Here is a 20,036-nt window from a genome sequence, read left to right as displayed (position 1 = left end):
CGACAGCGCACCGCAGTAGTACGGACCGTACGGACCCAGTGCCTGGAGCAGCAGCCGACCATGGACCTCGACGTCTTCGTGACAGCCCACCGCGCCGAGTGGGACCGCCTCGACCACCTTCTGCGGCGCGGCCGCCGTCTGACGGGAGCCGAGGCCGACGAACTCGTCGCGCTCTACCAGCGCACCGCGACGCACCTCTCGCTCATCCAGTCCAGCGTCCCCGACCCCATGCTCACTGCCCGGCTTACACAACTGGTGGCCCGGGCCCGCTCCGCCGTGACCGGTGCCCGCCGGTCTTCATGGCGGGATGCCACTCGCTTCCTTACCGCCGGCTTCCCCGCGGCCGTGTACCGGTCGCGCCACTGGTGGATCCCCGCCGCACTCCTCTCGACTGTCGTGGCCGCTCTCATCGGCTGGTGGACAGGCACCCACCCGGAAGTGCAGGCGGCCATTGCCGCCCCGGCCGAGCTGCGTGAGATGACACGTCCGGGCGGTGAGTACGAGACGTACTACTCCAGCCACCCCGCTGCTTCGTTCGCCGCCCAGGTCTGGACGAACAACGCCCAGGCCGCGGCGATGTGCCTGGTCCTGGGCGTCTTCCTGGGCATCCCGGTGATCTGGATCCTCTTCCTGAACATGGTGAACCTCGGCGTGGGCATCGGACTGATGTCCTCGGCGGGCCGACTCGATACCTTCCTCGGCCTGGTCATCCCCCACGGTCTGCTCGAACTGACCGCGGTCTTCGTCGCCGCCGGTACAGGCCTCCGCCTCGGCTGGACCGTCATCGACCCGGGCCCGCAAACCCGCCGCACCGCTCTCGCCGAGCGAGGCCGCTCGGCCCTCGGCATGGCCATGGGCCTTGCCCTCGTTCTCTTCGTGTCGGGCGTGATCGAGGGCTTCGTGACCCCATCCGGACTGCCGACGTGGGCGCGTATCACCATCGGGATAGCCGCTGAGCTGGCATTTCTTGCGTATGTCTATGTCCTCGGGGGCCGGGCCGCACGGGCCGGTGACACGGGAGACGTGGAGTCCGAGGACCGCAGCGCGACGCCCCCCATCGCTGCCTGATGTGCGGATACCCCGTCTGACCTGCTAGTCTCCTCCTCGCCCCGAAGAACCGTTGACACGGTTGGCGTGGGGAGGTAGATTTTAACGGTTGCGCCGGACTAGACATGTCGGGATGCAGCGGCTAGTATCTACCGAGCTTGTCCCGGAGACGCAGTTTCCGGGGGGGCTCCCCCGAATCCTTATCCGGATCACGAAGCCGATTAGCTCGGCCGAAATGCTTCTGATAAAGTCGGGCAGCGCCGAAAGGCAAAAGGCCACTCCAGCGGCCAACCGGAAACGAAATCCGAACGGAAACGGGCGGAAAAGAATCTGGTAAGGTTGGAAACACCGAAGGGAAGCGCCCGGAGGAAAGCCCGAAAGGGTGAGTACGAAGGAAGCGTCCGTTCCTTGAGAACTCAACAGCGTGCCAAAAGTCAACGCCAGATATGTTGATACCCCGTCTCCATCATGGAGATGAGGTTCCTTTGAAAAGTCCTTCCTCTTGAGGAAGGCACACACAGCGAGGACGCTGTGAACAGTCGGATCATTCCTCCGACTGTTCCGCTCTTGCGTGAAAGCATTCACGGAGAGTTTGATCCTGGCTCAGGACGAACGCTGGCGGCGTGCTTAACACATGCAAGTCGAACGATGAAGCCCTTCGGGGTGGATTAGTGGCGAACGGGTGAGTAACACGTGGGCAATCTGCCCTTCACTCTGGGACAAGCCCTGGAAACGGGGTCTAATACCGGATACGACCTGGGAAGGCATCTTCTCGGGTGGAAAGCTCCGGCGGTGAAGGATGAGCCCGCGGCCTATCAGCTTGTTGGTGGGGTGATGGCCTACCAAGGCGACGACGGGTAGCCGGCCTGAGAGGGCGACCGGCCACACTGGGACTGAGACACGGCCCAGACTCCTACGGGAGGCAGCAGTGGGGAATATTGCACAATGGGCGAAAGCCTGATGCAGCGACGCCGCGTGAGGGATGACGGCCTTCGGGTTGTAAACCTCTTTCAGCAGGGAAGAAGCGAAAGTGACGGTACCTGCAGAAGAAGCGCCGGCTAACTACGTGCCAGCAGCCGCGGTAATACGTAGGGCGCAAGCGTTGTCCGGAATTATTGGGCGTAAAGAGCTCGTAGGCGGCCTGTCACGTCGGATGTGAAAGCCCGGGGCTTAACTCCGGGTCTGCATTCGATACGGGCAGGCTAGAGTTCGGTAGGGGAGATCGGAATTCCTGGTGTAGCGGTGAAATGCGCAGATATCAGGAGGAACACCGGTGGCGAAGGCGGATCTCTGGGCCGATACTGACGCTGAGGAGCGAAAGCGTGGGGAGCGAACAGGATTAGATACCCTGGTAGTCCACGCCGTAAACGTTGGGAACTAGGTGTGGGCGACATTCCACGTCGTCCGTGCCGCAGCTAACGCATTAAGTTCCCCGCCTGGGGAGTACGGCCGCAAGGCTAAAACTCAAAGGAATTGACGGGGGCCCGCACAAGCGGCGGAGCATGTGGCTTAATTCGACGCAACGCGAAGAACCTTACCAAGGCTTGACATATACCGGAAAGCTCTGGAGACAGAGCCCCCCTTGTGGTCGGTATACAGGTGGTGCATGGCTGTCGTCAGCTCGTGTCGTGAGATGTTGGGTTAAGTCCCGCAACGAGCGCAACCCTTGTCCTGTGTTGCCAGCATGCCCTTCGGGGTGATGGGGACTCACAGGAGACCGCCGGGGTCAACTCGGAGGAAGGTGGGGACGACGTCAAGTCATCATGCCCCTTATGTCTTGGGCTGCACACGTGCTACAATGGCCGGTACAATGAGCTGCGATACCGCGAGGTGGAGCGAATCTCAAAAAGCCGGTCTCAGTTCGGATTGGGGTCTGCAACTCGACCCCATGAAGTCGGAGTCGCTAGTAATCGCAGATCAGCATTGCTGCGGTGAATACGTTCCCGGGCCTTGTACACACCGCCCGTCACGTCACGAAAGTCGGTAACACCCGAAGCCGGTGGCCCAACCCCTTGTGGGAGGGAGCTGTCGAAGGTGGGACTGGCGATTGGGACGAAGTCGTAACAAGGTAGCCGTACCGGAAGGTGCGGCTGGATCACCTCCTTTCTAAGGAGCACATAGCCGACTGCGAGCAAATGTCTCGCACGGTTGCTCATGGGTGGAACGTTGACTACTCGGCACGGTCTTCTTGAGAAGGTCACCAGTACTGCTTCGGCGTGGAACGTGAGTCTTGATTCAAGTAGCCGGGTCGGGCACGCTGTTGGGTCCTGAGGGAGCGAGCGTTGTCTCGTCCTTCAGACGCCGGCCCCAGTGAACTCGTCAGTCAGCTGGCGGGGTGATGGGTGGCTGGTCGTTGCTTGAGAACTGCACAGTGGACGCGAGCATCTGTGGCCAAGTTTTTAAGGGCGCACGGTGGATGCCTTGGCACCAGGAACCGATGAAGGACGTGGGAGGCCACGATAGGCCCCGGGGAGCTGTCAACCGAGCTTTGATCCGGGGGTGTCCGAATGGGGAAACCCGGCAGTCGTCATGGGCTGTCACCCGCTGCTGAACACATAGGCAGTGTGGAGGGAACGCGGGGAAGTGAAACATCTCAGTACCCGCAGGAAGAGAAAACAACCGTGATTCCGGGAGTAGTGGCGAGCGAAACCGGATGAGGCCAAACCGTATGCGTGTGAGACCCGGCAGGGGTTGCGCATGCGGGGTTGTGGGAGTTCTCTTGACCGGTCTGCCGACCGGTCGGCGAGTCAGAAACCGTATGGATAGGCGAAGGACATGCGAAAGGTCCGGCGTAGAGGGTAAGACCCCCGTAGCTGAAATCTGTACGGCTCGCTTGAGAACCACCCAAGTAGCACGGGGCCCGAGAAATCCCGTGTGAATCTGGCGGGACCACCCGTTAAGCCTAAATATTCCCTGGTGACCGATAGCGGATAGTACCGTGAGGGAATGGTGAAAAGTACCGCGGGAGCGGAGTGAAATAGTACCTGAAACCGTGTGCCTACAAGCCGTGGGAGCGTCGGACGTACTTGTACGTCTCGTGACTGCGTGCCTTTTGAAGAATGAGCCTGCGAGTTAGCGGTGTGTAGCGAGGTTAACCCGTGTGGGGAAGCCGTAGCGAAAGCGAGTCCGAACAGGGCGATCGAGTTGCACGCTCTAGACCCGAAGCGGAGTGATCTAGCCATGGGCAGGTTGAAGCGGAGGTAAGACTTCGTGGAGGACCGAACCCACCAGGGTTGAAAACCTGGGGGATGACCTGTGGTTAGGGGTGAAAGGCCAATCAAACTCCGTGATAGCTGGTTCTCCCCGAAATGCATTTAGGTGCAGCGTCGTGTGTTTCTTGCCGGAGGTAGAGCACTGGATAGGCGATGGGCCCTACCGGGTTACTGACCTTAGCCAAACTCCGAATGCCGGTAAGTGAGAGCACGGCAGTGAGACTGTGGGGGATAAGCTCCATGGTCGAGAGGGAAACAGCCCAGAGCATCGACTAAGGCCCCTAAGCGTACGCTAAGTGGGAAAGGATGTGGAGTCGCAGAGACAACCAGGAGGTTGGCTTAGAAGCAGCCACCCTTGAAAGAGTGCGTAATAGCTCACTGGTCAAGTGATTCCGCGCCGACAATGTAGCGGGGCTCAAGCGTACCGCCGAAGTCGTGTCATTGCAGCATAAGCCCCAACGGGTGCTGTGATGGGTAGGGGAGCGTCGTGTGCCGGGTGAAGCAGCCGCGGAAGCGAGTTGTGGACGGTTCACGAGTGAGAATGCAGGCATGAGTAGCGATACACACGTGAGAAACGTGTGCGCCGATTGACTAAGGGTTCCTGGGTCAAGCTGATCTGCCCAGGGTAAGTCGGGACCTAAGGCGAGGCCGACAGGCGTAGTCGATGGACAACCGGTTGATATTCCGGTACCCGCTTTGAAGCGCCAGCGCTGAACCCAGCGATGCTAAGCCCGTGAAGCCGCCTGCCTTCGTCTTTGACGCAGGTGGGAGTGGTGGAGCCGGTGATCCAGACTGGTAGTAGGTGAGCGATGGGGTGACGCAGGAAGGTAGTCCAGCCCGGGCGGTGGTTGTCCCGGGGTAAGGGTGTAGGCCGTGTGGTAGGCAAATCCGTCACACATACAAGGCTGAGACCTGATGCCGAGCCGATTGTGGTGAAGTGGATGATCCTATGCTGTCGAGAAAAGCCTCTAGCGAGTTTCATGGCGGCCCGTACCCTAAACCGACTCAGGTGGTCAGGTAGAGAATACCGAGGCGTTCGGGTGAACTATGGTTAAGGAACTCGGCAAAATGCCCCCGTAACTTCGGGAGAAGGGGGGCCACGCCTGGTGAAGGAACTTGCTTCCTGAGCTGGGGGTGGCCGCAGAGACCAGCGAGAAGCGACTGTTTACTAAAAACACAGGTCCGTGCGAAGCCGTAAGGCGATGTATACGGACTGACGCCTGCCCGGTGCTGGAACGTTAAGGGGACCGGTTAGCTCACCTTCGGGTGGGCGAAGCTGAGAACTTAAGCGCCAGTAAACGGCGGTGGTAACTATAACCATCCTAAGGTAGCGAAATTCCTTGTCGGGTAAGTTCCGACCTGCACGAATGGCGTAACGACTTCTCGACTGTCTCAACCATAGGCCCGGTGAAATTGCACTACGAGTAAAGATGCTCGTTTCGCGCAGCAGGACGGAAAGACCCCGGGACCTTTACTACAGTTTGATATTGGTGTTCGGTTCGGCTTGTGTAGGATAGGTGGGAGACTTTGAAGCAGCCACGCCAGTGGTTGTGGAGTCGCCGTTGAAATACCACTCTGGTCGTGCTGGATGTCTAACCTCGGTCCGTGATCCGGATCAGGGACAGTGTCTGATGGGTAGTTTAACTGGGGCGGTTGCCTCCTAAAGAGTAACGGAGGCGCCCAAAGGTTCCCTCAGCCTGGTTGGCAATCAGGTGTTGAGTGTAAGTGCACAAGGGAGCTTGACTGTGAGACCGACGGGTCGAGCAGGGACGAAAGTCGGGACTAGTGATCCGGCGGTGGCTTGTGGAAGCGCCGTCGCTCAACGGATAAAAGGTACCCCGGGGATAACAGGCTGATCTTCCCCAAGAGTCCATATCGACGGGATGGTTTGGCACCTCGATGTCGGCTCGTCGCATCCTGGGGCTGGAGTCGGTCCCAAGGGTTGGGCTGTTCGCCCATTAAAGCGGTACGCGAGCTGGGTTTAGAACGTCGTGAGACAGTTCGGTCCCTATCCGCTGTGCGCGTAGGAATATTGAGAAGGGCTGTCCCTAGTACGAGAGGACCGGGACGGACGAACCTCTGGTGTGCCAGTTGTCCTGCCAAGGGCATGGCTGGTTGGCTACGTTCGGGAGGGATAACCGCTGAAAGCATCTAAGCGGGAAGCCTGCTTCAAGATGAGTATTCCCACCTCCTTGAGAGGGTAAGGCTCCCAGTAGACGACTGGGTTGATAGGCCAGATGTGGAAGCCCGGCAACGGGTGGAGCTGACTGGTACTAATAGGCCGAGGGCTTGTCCTCAGTTGCTCGCGTCCACTGTGTTTGTTCTGAAGTAACGAACTCGCCTTGCCGGCTGGAGTTCAACTTCATAGTGTTTCGGTGGTCATAGCGTTAGGGAAACGCCCGGTTACATTCCGAACCCGGAAGCTAAGCCTTTCAGCGCCGATGGTACTGCAGGGGGGACCCTGTGGGAGAGTAGGACGCCGCCGAACAATTATTCCAGGGAAGCCCCGGACCTTATGGTCCGGGGCTTTTCTGCGTTCAGGGCCGGATACACGGCAGAGGCCCTCCGGCCGCCTCTTCGATCACTGGGATCAGAGGCGGCCGGCGGCCTTCAGCGCCAGATACGCGTCGGCGAGAGCGGGCGCCAGCTCGTCCGGCGTGGCATCGACGACCATGACGCCGTGACGCTTCAGCTGTTCCGCAGTGCGCCGACGCCGTTCTTCGGCCTGAGTCCCGGCGGCGGCCTCGTAAACGGCCTCCACGGAACCACGTGAGGCCTTCATCCGTTCGACCTGGGGGTCAGCCACGGCGGCCACCAGCACGGAGTGGCGCTGCGTGAGCCGAGGAAGGAGGGGAAGGAGCCCTTCCTCGATGGGGGCTGCGTCCAGGCTCGTCAGAAGCACGATAAGCGACCTGCGCGGGGTGCTGTGGAGGGCGGCGGCGCTGAGGCCGCGGGCATCGGTCTCCACCAGTTCGGGTTCGACCGGAGCCATGGCATTGACCAGGGCAGGCAGCAGCTCGTCTGCCGAGCGTCTCTGTACCTGGGCGCGGACACGACGGTCGTACGCCAGGAGATCGACACGATCGCCCGCGCGTGAGGCGAGGGCCGCGAGGAGCAGAGCAGCGTCCATGGCGGCGTCGAGTCGGGGAACGTCCCCCACACGGCCGGCCGATGTGCGGCCGGTGTCGAGCACGACGAGGATGTGCCGGTCGCGTTCCGGACGCCAGGTCCGGACGGCCACCGTGGTCTGACGGGCTGTGGCACGCCAGTCGATGGAGCGGGTGTCGTCGCCCGGGACGTAGTCGCGGAGGCTGTCGAATTCGGTTCCCTCACCCCGCGTCAGAACGCTGGTGCGGCCGTCGAGTTCACGGAGCCTCGCCAACCTGGAGGGGAGGTGCTTGCGGCTGGTGAACGGAGGCAGGACGCGCACCGTCCAGGGGACCTCGTGGTTGCCCTGGCGGGCAGCGAGGCCCAGGGGGCCGTAGGACCGTATGGTGATGCGCTGGGAGCGGCGGTCGCCTCGGCGGGTGGGACGCAACACGGTGGTGACGCGGCGCCGTTCCCCGGCCGGGATCGTCAGCTCATGGCGCGATGCGCCCTGCTCCGCGTCTGCCGGCCAGCTGCTGGGCGGCCAGGCGTCCCGAAGCTGTGCACGAAGCCGACGGTGGGACGGGTTGGTGACGGTGAGTTGGATTTCTGCCGCTTCACCTAGTCGAACCGATGTGTCACCGCTTCGGGTGAACTTGAGCTTTCGTACTGGCGCGGCGAGAGCGTAGTCGCACATGATTGCGACTGTGAGGGGGGCGTTCATGGCGAGGATGCCCGACCAACTGGGCGCGAAGATACCGACCGGGATGGCGGCCAAGGCCGCGAGAAGGGCTGTGCGTCCGGTGAGGGCCATGATGTCGCCTCAGCGCGGAACGGGGACGTGGGCGAGGATCGCGGTGATGACGGCGTCGGGGGTGACGCCCTCCATCTCCGCTTCGGGCCGCAGTTGGATGCGATGACGGAGCGTGGGGAGAGCCAGCGCCTTCACATCGTCCGGGATGACGTAGTCCCGACCGGTGAGCCAGGCCCAGGCTCGCGCGGTGGAGAGCAGGGCGGTGGCGCCTCGCGGGGAGACGCCGAGAGTGAGTGAGGGGGATTCACGAGTGGCACGGCAGATATCGACGACATAGCCGGCGATCTCGGGCGAAACCGCGGTCTTGGCGACTGCTGCGCGAGCCGCCTCGAGGTCCGCGGGTCCGGCGACGGGGCGTACTCCGGCAGCGTGCAGGTCACGCGGGTTGAAGCCCTCGACGTGGCGGGTGAGGACGTTGATCTCGTCGTCGCGGGAGGGCAGCGGCACCGTCAGCTTCAGTAGGAACCGGTCCAGTTGGGCCTCGGGCAGTGGATAGGTGCCTTCGTACTCGACGGGGTTCTGTGTAGCGGCGACCAGGAAGGGCTCGGGTAGCAGGCGCGGGACGCCGTCGACAGTGACCTGGCGCTCCTCCATCGCCTCCAGGAGCGAGGACTGGGTCTTGGGCGGTGTGCGGTTGATCTCGTCGGCGAGGAGCAGGTTGGTGAACACCGGACCCGGCTGGAAGGAGAACTCGGCAGTCCGGGCATCGTAGACTAGCGACCCGGTGACATCGCTGGGCATCAGATCAGGTGTGAACTGGACACGCTTGGTGTCGAGTTCGAGCGAGGCGGCGAGGGCCCGCACGAGCAGCGTCTTGGCCACGCCGGGGACTCCTTCGAGGAGCACATGGCCGCGGCAGAGCAGAGCGACGACGAGCCCGGTGACAGCGGGATCCTGGCCGACCACGGCCTTGGCGATCTCGGTGCGCAGAGCCTCCAGAGAAGCGCGTGCGCTGTCCGAGTTCTCGCTGTACGAGTTCTCTACGGGCTGGGCACTCATGAAGTGCGTACCTCTCTTTCGAGGGCGTCGAGTTGGTCTGCCAGGTGGATGAGCTCGGCGTCGTTGCCCGGAGCCGGGCCGAAGAGCAGAGTCTGGAGATCCCGGTCGGCGGTGGAGAGCCGGGCGGAGACGGCGGGGACGAGGACCTCGGGGGAGTGGGCCTGAGCGGACGGCAGGCCCAGGAGAGGGGCGAGCCGGGTGCGGCTCGCCGAGCGCAGCACCGATGCCGCACGGTCACGGGCGTTGGCCCTGCGATAGAGGCGGGCGTGGCCTTCGGTGGCCTCGGAGGCGCGGACGACGACCGGAAGCAGTTCGGTCACCGGAGGGCCGAGCCGGCGGGCACGCCAGACGGCGGCCAGCGCTGCGGCGATGGCGAGTTGAAGCGTTCCCCAAAGCCAGCCGGACGGGATCAGGTCGACCAGGCTGCGGTCGCCGGAGTCGGTGGCCGATGCATCACCGAGCGAGGGGAGGTACCAGACCAGATGCGGGCGGGAACCGAGAAGTTGAAGGGCGAGCGAGGCATTGCCCTCTTCGTCGAGGCGGTCGTTGTAGAGGATGTCGGGCGCGCCCAGCAGGACGGTGTCGCCGCCTCGCGGGCCGGCCACCTCCAGAAGGGTGGGGAGCCCGTCGGCTTGGTAGCAGCCCTCGGCGACGGGGCGTACCGCGAGGTAGCGCACGCCGCCTGTGTGTGCTTTGCCGGCGCGGACGGCGGCGGGCAGGGAGCATCCGGGGGAGCGCGGGGAGACCTTGACCGAGGGCTGCGCGCTCACGCCGGGAACGAGTGTGCCGATCGAAGGCCGGCCGGCGGCCACCAGGATGTTGCGGCCGGCGGAGTCGGCGATGGCGGAGCGGAGCGCTCCTTGCTGTTGCTTGGTCAGAACATCGGGGGCGGCGACGAGAAGTGTGGTGTCGGCATCGGCCGCGGCGGCGGTGGCCGCGTCGAGCGAGGTGACCACGCGTGTGGTCACGCCGTGGTCCTTCAGCAGCTCCGCCACGGCGCGGCTTCCGTTGCGGTCCGGAGCACGGGGGTCGAGACGGCCGTGCTGGTCCCCGGAGCGTACGGTGGCAAGAGCGAGAGCCCCGATGAGGAGGAGGGCGAGGGCGAGCAGAACGCCGCGGGCACGTGTCCATATCTGCCGTGCGGTGCGGGCCGTAGAGGTGGAGTGGACGGTGACCCCGGTCATTCGGTGGCTCCTCGTCCCGCGCCGCTGAGGACGGGTCTGGTGTCCTCGATGTCGAGGTCCAGTTCGCGCAGACGCAGGTATGCCTGCTGGTCGGCCGTGCGGCCGCCGTATGTGACGTCGTCGAACTCGCGGGCGGCCGCGCGCAGCCGTTCGGAGTGGTCCGGCAGAGTGCGGGAGGCCTCGGCGGCGGCTTCGTCGGCGGTGCGGCCGGGGCGCGGGTCGAGCAGTGCGCGTTCCTCCAGAGAACGTACGACGGCGCGCATCCGCTCCTGGACCGCTTCGTTCCAGCGCTGGGCGGCTGCATGGGCCTCGGCGGCGGTGCGATGTTCCGCGGCGCTGCGTGGCCTGTCGTCGAAGAGCACCGCCGCGGAGCCGGGGGCGAGGCGGGGCGTGCCGAGCCGCCACCAGAGAGCGAGGAGCAGCCCGACGACCACCAGGACTATGACCACGAGCCCGAGCACTCCGCCGGGGGCCGCCCCGGAGGCGGCGGCGAACAGGTCTCCGATCCATTCCCAGAAACGGTTCAGTGCGCGCTCGAAGAGGTTCGGATCATTCTCGTGGTACATCGGCTTGGACAGCTCGCGTTCCGCCGCCTCGCGGGCGGGAACGCGAGGCGTGTCCACCGGTGCATCGTCACTTGCGCGGATCAGCAGCCGCGCCACCGCCTCGCCCCCCGCAGTCGGCACCGCATCAGCTCCTGGGTGTGTCGTAGCCGGGGACGCCTGCGGCGCGGCCGAGCTCGAGGTCGAGCGCCTCCCGGCGGATGCGCTGGTCGATGTAGAGGAGGACCGTCACACCGGCTTGGATCGGGTAGGTGATTGCCGCCGCGATCACCGCGCCGATGCCGCTGATGATCAGGAAGGCCCAGCCGTACTGCACCGGTGTGCCGGTGAGCAATCCGCTCAGGCCCTCACCGTCCACGGCCAGGGCGACGAGGCCGAACGGCAGGCCGATGATCATCGAGACGATGGAGGTCAGCACCAGGGTCAGCAGAAGGACACCGAAGATTCGCCACCAGGCGCCCTGGACCAGCTTGGCGGAGCGGCGCAGCGACTTCACGATCCCCTGCCGTTCCAGCACCAGCGCCGGGGAGGCGAGGCTGAAGCGGACCCACAGCCAGACGATCACTCCGCAGGCCGCGAATCCGCCGAGGACGGAGAGGGCCGCACCGGCGCCGGACCCGATCAGCAGGCCAGGAAGGATTCCGACCGTCATGATCGCGGCGAGTCCCAGGGTCATCAGCAGCGTCAGCCCGAGGAGCGGAAGAAGTCGAGGGCGTGCCTCGCCCCACGCCTCGGACAGCGTCATCGGGCGGCCGAGCACGGCCCGGCTCATCACCACCGCGAGAATCGCCGTGGTGAACAGGATCCCGATCAGCGAGACGACCGTGGCGGGTGCCAGGCTCAGCAGGCTGGACTGCGTTGCCTCGACCAACTGGCTCATCGCCACCGCCGGATCGGCGTTGGGATCGACCGTCACAGGCTCCGGCAGCAGATAGCGCTGGGCGAGGATGACGGCGATCTGCGAGATGACAGCGACCGTGATGGTGAGACCGAGCGCGGTGCGCCAATGGGCACGCATGGTCGATACGGCACCGTCGAGGATCTCGCCGATGCCGAGCGGGCGCAGCGGAATGACACCGGGCTTCGCCGCGGCGGGTGGCTGTCCCCAGCCGGCGCCCCAGCCGTTGTGCCCTGGGCCTCCCGGCTGTCCGCCGCCCCACCCCGGAAGGGAACCGGGTGCGGGAGCACCTGGCGAAGAGCCACCCGGCCCGGGGGTGCTCGGCGGGGACCACTGTCCCGCCGGGGGCTGCTCCTTGGACCACCTCGCGGTGGCGTCGCCGGCGTCGGCCGGCTCGGCAGGCCTGGGCGCGCCCTGGTCCTGACCGTCGGAGGGGGCGGATCCGGGCGAGGCCCAGCCCGGAGTGTCGTTCATCGTCGCTCCTTCACGTGCCCCGCCGCGCGTCGCCGCGGCAGGTTGCCAGCCATCGTGCCATGTGCCACTGAACGGCGGACCGGGCCCTGTGCCTCCTACTTCTCGTCTGCGCCTTCATTTGTCGGCGCTTCACGGGGCAGACTGTGCGAATGGCTGATCAGGATGCGCGAACCGCCATGGCCGTGGAGCCGCCCGCGCTTCAGGTGCTGCGATGGGACGAGCCGCCGGACGGGCCCGTCCTGGTGCTGCTCGACCAGACCCGGCTGCCCGCCGCGGAAACCGAGCTGGTCTGCACGGATGTGCCCGCGCTGGTACGGGCCATCCAGACGCTCGCCGTCCGGGGGGCACCCCTGCTGGGCATCGCCGGGGCGTACGGGGTGGCCTTGGCCGCGGCGCGGGGATACGACGTGGACGAAGCGGCGGAGCTGCTTGAGGGAGCGAGGCCCACCGCGGTCAATCTCGGGTACGGCGTGCGGCTCGCCGCCGAGGCGTACCGCACCGCGGTGGAGAAGGGCGGTACCGAAGGAGAGGCCGCGGCGGCCGCGCTCGCCGCGGCCCGGGAGCTGCACCGGACGGACGCCGCGGGCAGTGCCCGGATGGCCCGCCTCGGCCTGGGGCTCCTGGACGAGCTGTTGCCGGGCGGCAGCCTCCGCATCCTCACCCACTGCAATACGGGCGCGCTGGTCTCCGGAGGCGCGGGCACGGCTTTCGCCGTGGCGCTCGCGGCGCACCGGGCAGGGCGGCTGCGGCAGCTGTGGGTGGACGAGACCCGTCCGCTGCTGCAGGGGTCGCGGCTGACCGCGTACGAGGCGGCCCGTAACGGGATGCCGTACAGCCTGCTCGCGGACAACGCGGCGGGCTCCCTCTTCGCGGCGGGGGAGGTGGATGCCGTGCTCATAGGGGCGGACCGGATCGCCGCGGACGGCTCCGTCGCCAACAAGGTGGGGAGCTATCCGCTTGCGGTGCTCGCCAAGTACCACCATGTGCCGTTCGTCGTCGTGGCGCCCGGTACGACGGTGGACCTGGGATCCCCGGACGGGGCGTCCATCGAGGTGGAGCAGCGGCCGGGGCGGGAAGTGACCGAGGTCACGGCGCCGCCGCTGCCCGGGGCAGCCGCGGCTGCCAGAATGTCGGTGGCACCGCCCGGAACTCGGGCATACAACCCGGCATTTGATGTCACGCCGCCCGAGTTGGTGACCGCGATCGTCACCGAGGAGGGGGTGCTTTCCCCCGTCACCGGGGACGGACTTGTGGAGTTGTGTGCCAGGTCACGCCAGGTAACGATTAGCTAATGGGATGATGTCGATTATGAAGGGACGCGTCCTTGTCGTCGACGACGACACCGCACTGGCCGAGATGCTCGGGATTGTGCTGCGTGGTGAAGGTTTCGAGCCGTCGTTCGTGGCGGACGGTGACAAGGCACTCGCAGCCTTCCGTGAGACCAAGCCTGACCTGGTGCTGCTCGACCTCATGCTCCCCGGCCGGGACGGCATCGAGGTCTGCCGCCTGATCAGGGCGGAGTCCGGGGTGCCGATCGTGATGCTCACGGCCAAGAGCGACACCGTCGATGTGGTGGTGGGCCTGGAGTCCGGGGCCGACGACTACATCGTCAAACCGTTCAAGCCCAAGGAGCTGGTCGCCCGTATCCGGGCCCGGCTGCGCAGGTCCGAGGAGCCCGCTCCGGAGCAGTTGGCCATCGGCGACCTGGTCATCGATGTGGCCGGCCATTCCGTGAAACGGGACGGCCAGTCGATCGCGCTGACCCCGCTCGAGTTCGACCTGCTGGTCGCGCTCGCCCGTAAGCCCTGGCAGGTGTTCACCCGCGAGGTGCTCCTGGAGCAGGTGTGGGGCTACCGGCACGCCGCGGACACGCGACTGGTCAATGTGCATGTCCAGCGACTGCGCTCCAAGGTGGAGAAGGACCCGGAGCGCCCCGAGATCGTCGTGACCGTCCGTGGCGTCGGTTACAAGGCGGGACCGAGCTGACGTGTCCCGCTCCAGCGCGACGTCGCGGTTCGGCCGCCTGAGGCAGGGCGGCCGACTGTTGCAGGACGGGGCGTTGGGCGGCCGCGTGCTCCGGTTGTTCGCGCGCTGGATCCGTCGGCCGCTGCTGCCCGCCGTGCGGCTGTGGCGGCGCAACATCCAGCTGCGGGTCGTCGCCGGCACCCTGCTGATGTCGCTCGGCGTAGTGATGCTGCTCGGATTCGTGGTCATCGGACAGGTGCGCAACGGCCTGCTCGACGCGAAGGAGAAGGCCGCCCAGAGCCAGGCCACCGGCGGCTTCGCGGTGGCGCAGGAGAAGGCCAACGCCCTGGTGGCGGCCGGTCAGGACGGCGACACCGCGGACGGCCGTGCCGCGCGGAGCTCCACCTTCTGGCGCTCCGCCTTGGTCGAGCAGCTTGCGAGCGGCGGCCAGGGCGCGTTCGACGTGGTCGCGCTGAGCGCCGAGTCACCGGACGCCGGGGCGAGCAACCGCGGTCCCCGTGCCTCGGGCGGAGTCGACCCGACGGCAAGCGTGCCCGAAGAGCTGCGGGCCTCTGTGGATCAGACGACCGAGACGTTCCAGACGTTCACCAAGATCCACTATACCGACGGCAAGCAGCCGGAGGCGGCGCTCGTCATCGGCAAGCGGCTGAACGACATCGACGGTGAGCCGTACCAGCTGTACTACCTCTTCCCGCTCACGCAGGAGGAGAAGTCGCTCAGTCTGGTGAAGGGCACCCTGGCGACCGCCGGGGTGTTCGTGGTCGTGCTGCTCGGGGCCATCGCCTGGCTCGTGGTGCGGCAGGTCGTCACACCGGTCCGGATGGCCGCCGGAGTTGTCGAGCGGCTCTCCGCGGGCAGGCTCCAGGAGCGTATGAAGGTCACCGGCGAGGACGACATCGCACGGCTCGGCGAGGCCTTCAACAAGATGGCGCAGAACCTCCAGCTCAAGATCCAGCAGCTGGAGGACCTGTCCCGGATGCAGCGGCGCTTCGTCTCGGACGTGTCGCACGAGCTGCGCACCCCGCTGACGACCGTACGGATGGCCGCGGACGTCATCCATGAGGCGCGCGTCGACTTCGACCCGGTCACGGCTCGTTCTGCGGAGCTGCTGGCCGGCCAGCTGGACCGGTTCGAGTCGCTGCTCGCGGACCTGTTGGAGATCAGCCGTTTCGACGCGGGCGCGGCAGCGCTGGAGGCCGAGCCGATAGACCTGCGCGATGTCGTACGCAGGGTCATCGAGGGTGCCGAACCGCTGGCCGAGCGCAAGGGCAGCCGGATCCGGGTCGTCGGGGACGAGCAGCCGGTCATCGCCGAGGCCGACGCCCGGCGGGTCGAGCGGGTGCTGCGCAACCTCGTCGTGAACGCCGTCGAGCACGGCGAGGGCCGGGACGTGGTGGTGCGGCTCGCGGCGGCGGGTGGGGCCGTCGCCGTGGCAGTACGCGACTACGGCGTGGGCCTCAAGCCCGGCGAGGCGACCCGTGTGTTCAACCGTTTCTGGCGGGCCGATCCTGCGCGTGCCCGGACCACCGGTGGCACCGGCCTCGGGCTGTCCATCGCCGTCGAGGACGCGCGGCTGCACGGCGGCTGGCTGCAGGCCTGGGGCGAGCCGGGCGGCGGGTCGCAGTTCCGGCTGACGCTGCCGCGTACGGCGGACGAGCCGCTGCGCGGCTCACCGATACCGCTGGAGCCGGAGGACTCCCGGCACCGCCGTGAGCGCGCCGGGGCCGACCGGTCGAACGACGGCGCGCACCGGCTGGCGGCCGTCCCGGCCCAGGCCGCCGGTGACCGCGCGGCGCTGGCCGTGCCGCCGCGCACGCCGGTGGTGCCCCGGGCGGTGGGCCCCTCGGCGGACCCGACGGCGCTGCCCGGCAACGGCGCGCGGGTGGTGGCCCGCGCCGGCGGCGAGAGTGACGGCGGCCCGCAGGGTGGGGACCGGGAGGAATCGACACGTGGGCGTTGACCTTGTTCGATGGGGGTCCACCCTGCTGAGGGGGGTCCCCCCGCTCAAGCAAAGCCGAGAGCGGGGAAGAAGCAGAGGGCTTGGGAGAGGTGGAGGCCGGGGCCACGCCCTGCGCAGTGCCGCGCTCTTCGGCTGCGGCTCGCTGCTGCTGTCCGGCTGTGCGTCGATGCCGAGCAGCGGGGATGTCGATGCCGTCGACGCCTCCCAGCGCGCCGACTCACAGGTGCGGGTGTACGGGGTGCCGCCCCGGGAGGGGGCGGCACCGGACGAGATCGTCGACGGCTTTCTGGAGGCGATGACGAGTGTCGACATCCAATTCGCCACGGCCCGCAAGTATCTGACGAAGCAGGCGGCCAGGAGCTGGAAGCCCGGCGCCGGTGTGACGGTGCTGGCGGACGGCCCGACCGCCCGTACCGTCCCCAGTAGCGGCAAGGACGACGACGGCCGCGCCTATGACCTGACCGGCGCTCAGATCGCCCAGCTGGACGGCCAGCACGCCTATCGGCCGGCCCCGAAGGGGTACGGCAAGCAGATCCACCTGGTCAGGGAGGAGGGGCCGAGCGGCAGGGAGTGGCGCATCGACGCCCTGCCCGACGGACTGCTGCTCGGACAGTCCGACTTCCAGCGCATCTTTCGCCCCGTCAACAAGTACTACTTCGCTGCCGATGAGGACCAGCTCGTCGCCGATCCTGTCTATCTCCGCCAGAGCATCGACCCGGAGACGCGCATGGACCCGGTCACCCAGTCGGTCAAGGCGCTGCTCGACGGTCCGACCGGCTGGCTCAGCCCGGTGGTCGACTCACGCTTCCCGAGCGGTACGGCGCTGAAGGCCGGCGTGAAGTCGCTGGCAGTGGACGAGCAGAACACGCTGAAGGTGCCGCTGAACGGGAAGGCCTCGGATGTCGACTCCAAGCGCTGCCAGCAGATGGCTGCTCAGCTGCTCTATACCGTGCGGGATCTGACGTCCTCCCGGATCGGCCGGGTGGAGCTCCGGGGGCCGAGCGGCTCGTTGTGCGTGCTGTCCGAGGGGCAAGCGGACGACTTCGTGCCGGACCGCAGGACGGTGGAGCCGCCGCACCAGTACTACGTCGATGAGAAGGCGCGGCTGGTGCGGATGCCGAGTGGCACGGAGAGCGACGAGGCGGCCGAACCCGCACCGGGGCCGCTCGGCACCGGCGGTCAGGTGCGGCTGCGCGCGGCCGCGGTGTCCCGTGACGAGCGGTTCGCGGCAGGCGTGTCGCATGACGGGCACTCCCTCTTCGTGACGCCGCTGGCCGAGGGCGGCGAGATGGGCAACTCCGTGGTCACGAGCCAGGACCCCACGCCCAACGGCGGTCTGTCCGCCCCGAGCTGGGACGGCCGTGGCGATCTGTGGGTGGCCGACCGGGATCCCGGGCACTCCCGGCTGCTGATGCTGGACGACGGAGCGGGCCAGCCCGTGGAGGTCGGGATCAACGGCCTGAACGGCGGGCACGTCGAAGAACTGAGGGTGTCGGCGGACGGTGTGCGCATCGCGCTGCTGGTGTCGCAGGGCGGGAAGAAGACCCTCCAGATCGGCCTGATCGAGCGGATCGTGCAGGACGGAAAGCCGAAGGTCTCTGTCATCGAACTGCACCAGAGCGCACCGCAGATGGAGGTGTCCGCCATGTCATGGGCCGGCCCCAGCCGCCTGGTGGTGGTCGGCCGGGAGGCGGGCGGCGTGGAGCAGCTCCGCTACATACAGACGGACGGTTCGACGGCGGGTGCGGGAGTCCTGCCGGGCGCGAACCAGGTGAAGGCGGTCGCCGCGGCCGACGACGACCGGCTGCCGCTGCTCGCGCTCTCGGAGGAGGACGGCATCGTGAAGCTGCCGCCCGGCGAGAACTGGAAGACCGTGGACAAGGAGGGCTCGTCGCCCGTGTACCCGGGCTGATCCGGAAGACACCGCCTGGTTGTCCACAGGGGGTGGCCGGGGTCCGGCCGCCTTGGCACAGTGGGTGTCATGCGGAGGTGGTGGCGGGACTTCGCCGACCTGGTCCTGCCGATGACCTGCGATGGCTGTGGCAGGCCGGGTACGGAACTGTGCGCGGAGTGCGGCCGGGCGCTGTACGGGGCGGTGCCCCGGCGGGTGAGGCCCGACCCCGAGCCCGAGGGCCTGCCGGTGGTGCATGCGGCGGCGCCGTACCGGGACGCGGTACGGGCGGTGCTGCTTGCTCACAAGGAGCGCGGTGCACTGGGCCTGGCCGGACCGCTCGGTGCTGCCCTGGCCGCGGCGGTACGGTCAGGCGTCGCCTTCGGTGCGCCGAGCGCCCGGGCCGGCGTTCGGAGCGTTCCGGGCTGCGGGGAGGTCGCGCTGGTGCCGGTGCCGTCGGCGCGGAGGGCCGTACGGGCTCGGGGGCACGACGCCGCGCGGCGGATCGCGTTCGCCGCCTCGGGGGAACTGCGCCGTACGGGGACGCACGCCCGCGTTGCGGCGGTGCTGCGGCAGAGGCGTGGGGTGGAGGACCAGTCCGGGCTGGGGGCCCGGCAGAGGCTGGCGAACCTCGACGGGGCACTCGAGGTGGTGGCCGGCGGCGTAAGGCTGCTGGAAGGTACTCGGGTGGTGCTGGTGGACGATCTCATGACGACCGGCGCCTCGCTCGTCGCGGCGGCGCAGGCGATCAAAAGCGCCCGCGACCGGGAATTGGCCGGACACGACCGGATGAGCGCGGCTGTTGTTGCAGTCTCTCCATCATCTTTCGAAATAAACCGGAACTGATGGGGATCTTGCATCGTTGCAGGTAATGAGAGGGGAAAACCCCTTGAACGGAGGTACGTGCGAGTAGCGGGTGCCGACATCCGTCCGGCCGAGCTATGTTCGGTTGTGAGGAATGGCGAAAGCCACGCCTCACTGAATGCGCGGCTGCGCTTCGGGGTAATCCCCGATCCCGAAGCAGGTGGGGTGTGGATCTTCCCCCGCTGGGGAGGAGGAGGTGAAAGTCGCCAAGTCCGAGGCTCCGGTGCTCACCGGAGTCTGGTGCAAGAGGGAGATGCTCCGCGGATGGAGCGGAGCGATCCGGGAACGGAGTTCTGCGTGGACATCGTCGTCAAGGGCCGCAAGACCGAGGTGCCCGAGCGGTTCCGCAAACACGTGGCCGAGAAGCTGAAGCTGGAAAAGATCCAGAAGCTCGACGGCAAGGTAATCAGCCTCGACGTCGAGGTGTCCAAGGAACACAACCCCCGTCAGGCCGACCGTTCCGACCGCGTGGAGATCACACTGCTCTCGCGCGGCCCGGTGATCCGGGCGGAAGCAGCGGCCGGCGATCCGTACGCGGCGCTTGACCTGGCCACGGCCAAGCTGGAGGCGCGGCTGCGTAAGCAGCACGACAAGCGTTTCACCCGCCGTGGCAACGGCCGGCTCTCGGCCGCCGAAGTACCCGAGGTGGTGCCGGGTGTGGCGCAGCTGAACGGCAGCGGCCAGGTGATCACCGAGGAGGCGGAGGAAGGCATCCCCACCACCAGGATCGGTTCCCTCGAAGTGCAGGGCGAGGGCCCGCTGGTGGTCCGCGAGAAGACCCACAAGGCCGCCCCGATGTCGCTCGATCAGGCGCTCTACGAGATGGAGCTGGTCGGGCACGACTTCTATCTGTTCGTCGACGCTGACACCAAGCAGCCGAGTGTCGTCTACCGGCGGCATGCATACGACTACGGCGTCATCCATCTGGATTCCGATCCGCTGGCCGTTCGTGACACCGGCGTCCCGGGCGGTGCCTTCGGCGGCTGAATGAAGTGATGACGAGCCCGCCGGGTTCCGGCGGGCTCGTCGATGCTCCGACGGAAGGAGTCCCCCATCC

General features: G+C 66.8%; 12 protein-coding genes and 3 rRNA genes. 10 read left to right on the top strand and 5 right to left on the bottom strand.

Going from position 1 to position 20,036, the window contains the following annotated elements:
- Positions 1–60: 60 nt before the first annotated feature.
- The 4 genes from ABD858_RS12960 (at position 61) to rrf (ending at position 6,747) form a co-directional block, all read left to right on the top strand.
- Positions 61–1,068: a stage II sporulation protein M gene (locus ABD858_RS12960; protein WP_345036805.1), complete on the top strand. Its 1,008-nt coding sequence runs from the start codon at positions 61–63 to the stop codon at positions 1,066–1,068.
- A 559-nt stretch (positions 1,069–1,627) separates the two neighbouring features.
- Positions 1,628–3,153, top strand: a 16S ribosomal RNA gene (locus ABD858_RS12955).
- 283 nt (positions 3,154–3,436) lie between these two features.
- A 23S ribosomal RNA gene (locus ABD858_RS12950) occupies positions 3,437–6,556 on the top strand.
- A gap of 74 nt (positions 6,557–6,630) precedes the next feature.
- Positions 6,631–6,747 (top strand): 5S ribosomal RNA (rrf, locus tag ABD858_RS12945).
- Together the 16S, 23S and 5S rRNA genes form the textbook arrangement of a ribosomal RNA operon.
- A 102-nt stretch (positions 6,748–6,849) precedes the next feature.
- Here the strand turns inward: rrf and ABD858_RS12940 are convergent.
- Genes ABD858_RS12940 through ABD858_RS12920 form a run of 5 tightly spaced genes read right to left on the bottom strand, consistent with a single transcriptional unit; the run spans position 6,850 to position 12,278 of the window.
- Positions 6,850–8,160: a DUF58 domain-containing protein gene (locus ABD858_RS12940; protein ID WP_345036802.1), complete on the bottom strand. Its 1,311-nt coding sequence runs from the start codon at positions 8,158–8,160 to the stop codon at positions 6,850–6,852.
- A gap of 9 nt (positions 8,161–8,169) precedes the next feature.
- Positions 8,170–9,159: an AAA family ATPase gene (locus ABD858_RS12935; RefSeq protein ID WP_345036800.1), complete on the bottom strand. Its 990-nt coding sequence runs from the start codon at positions 9,157–9,159 to the stop codon at positions 8,170–8,172.
- Positions 9,156–10,343: a DUF4350 domain-containing protein gene (locus tag ABD858_RS12930; RefSeq protein ID WP_345036798.1), complete on the bottom strand. Its 1,188-nt coding sequence runs from the start codon at positions 10,341–10,343 to the stop codon at positions 9,156–9,158. Before ABD858_RS12930 ends, ABD858_RS12935 begins: the two co-directional genes overlap by 4 nt.
- Positions 10,340–11,029, bottom strand: a complete 690-nt coding sequence (locus ABD858_RS12925; RefSeq protein ID WP_345036796.1) for a DUF4129 domain-containing protein — start codon at positions 11,027–11,029, stop codon at positions 10,340–10,342. Before ABD858_RS12925 ends, ABD858_RS12930 begins: the two co-directional genes overlap by 4 nt.
- Before the next feature lie 4 nt (positions 11,030–11,033).
- Positions 11,034–12,278, bottom strand: coding sequence for a DUF7847 domain-containing protein (locus ABD858_RS12920; protein ID WP_345036793.1), 1,245 nt, complete (start codon positions 12,276–12,278; stop codon positions 11,034–11,036).
- A 149-nt stretch (positions 12,279–12,427) separates the two neighbouring features.
- Between ABD858_RS12920 and mtnA the strand changes: the two genes are divergently transcribed.
- The 6 genes from mtnA to hpf all read left to right on the top strand — a co-directional run bounded on the left by mtnA (position 12,428) and on the right by hpf (position 19,966).
- Positions 12,428–13,570 carry an S-methyl-5-thioribose-1-phosphate isomerase gene (mtnA, locus tag ABD858_RS12915; protein WP_345036791.1) on the top strand — a complete coding sequence of 381 codons (1,143 nt, stop codon included), beginning with the start codon at positions 12,428–12,430 and terminating at the stop codon, positions 13,568–13,570.
- A 4-nt stretch (positions 13,571–13,574) separates the two neighbouring features.
- On the top strand, positions 13,575–14,264 hold the full coding sequence (gene mtrA / locus ABD858_RS12910) for a two-component system response regulator MtrA (RefSeq protein WP_208868138.1): 690 nt from the start codon (positions 13,575–13,577) through the stop codon (positions 14,262–14,264).
- Between the two features lies 1 nt (position 14,265).
- Entirely contained in the window at positions 14,266–16,224 is a 1,959-nt protein-coding gene (gene mtrB / locus ABD858_RS12905; RefSeq protein WP_345036785.1) for an MtrAB system histidine kinase MtrB, read from the top strand.
- Between the two features lie 166 nt (positions 16,225–16,390).
- Positions 16,391–18,136 carry an LpqB family beta-propeller domain-containing protein gene (locus ABD858_RS12900; RefSeq protein WP_345036783.1) on the top strand — a complete coding sequence of 582 codons (1,746 nt, stop codon included), beginning with the start codon at positions 16,391–16,393 and terminating at the stop codon, positions 18,134–18,136.
- A 69-nt stretch (positions 18,137–18,205) separates the two neighbouring features.
- Positions 18,206–18,961 carry a ComF family protein gene (locus ABD858_RS12895; RefSeq protein ID WP_345036780.1) on the top strand — a complete coding sequence of 252 codons (756 nt, stop codon included), beginning with the start codon at positions 18,206–18,208 and terminating at the stop codon, positions 18,959–18,961.
- Positions 18,962–19,276: 315 nt separating this feature from the next.
- A complete protein-coding gene (hpf, locus tag ABD858_RS12890) occupies positions 19,277–19,966 on the top strand; it encodes a ribosome hibernation-promoting factor, HPF/YfiA family (protein ID WP_425586322.1) in 690 nt (229 codons plus the stop codon).
- The last annotated feature ends 70 nt before the right edge of the window (positions 19,967–20,036 follow it).

This window comes from Streptomyces sannanensis, assembly GCF_039536205.1.
GTDB lineage: Bacteria > Actinomycetota > Actinomycetes > Streptomycetales > Streptomycetaceae > Streptomyces > Streptomyces sannanensis.
The sequence above is the reverse complement of the archived record's forward strand: the minus strand, read 5'-3'. Positions and strand labels throughout refer to the sequence as shown.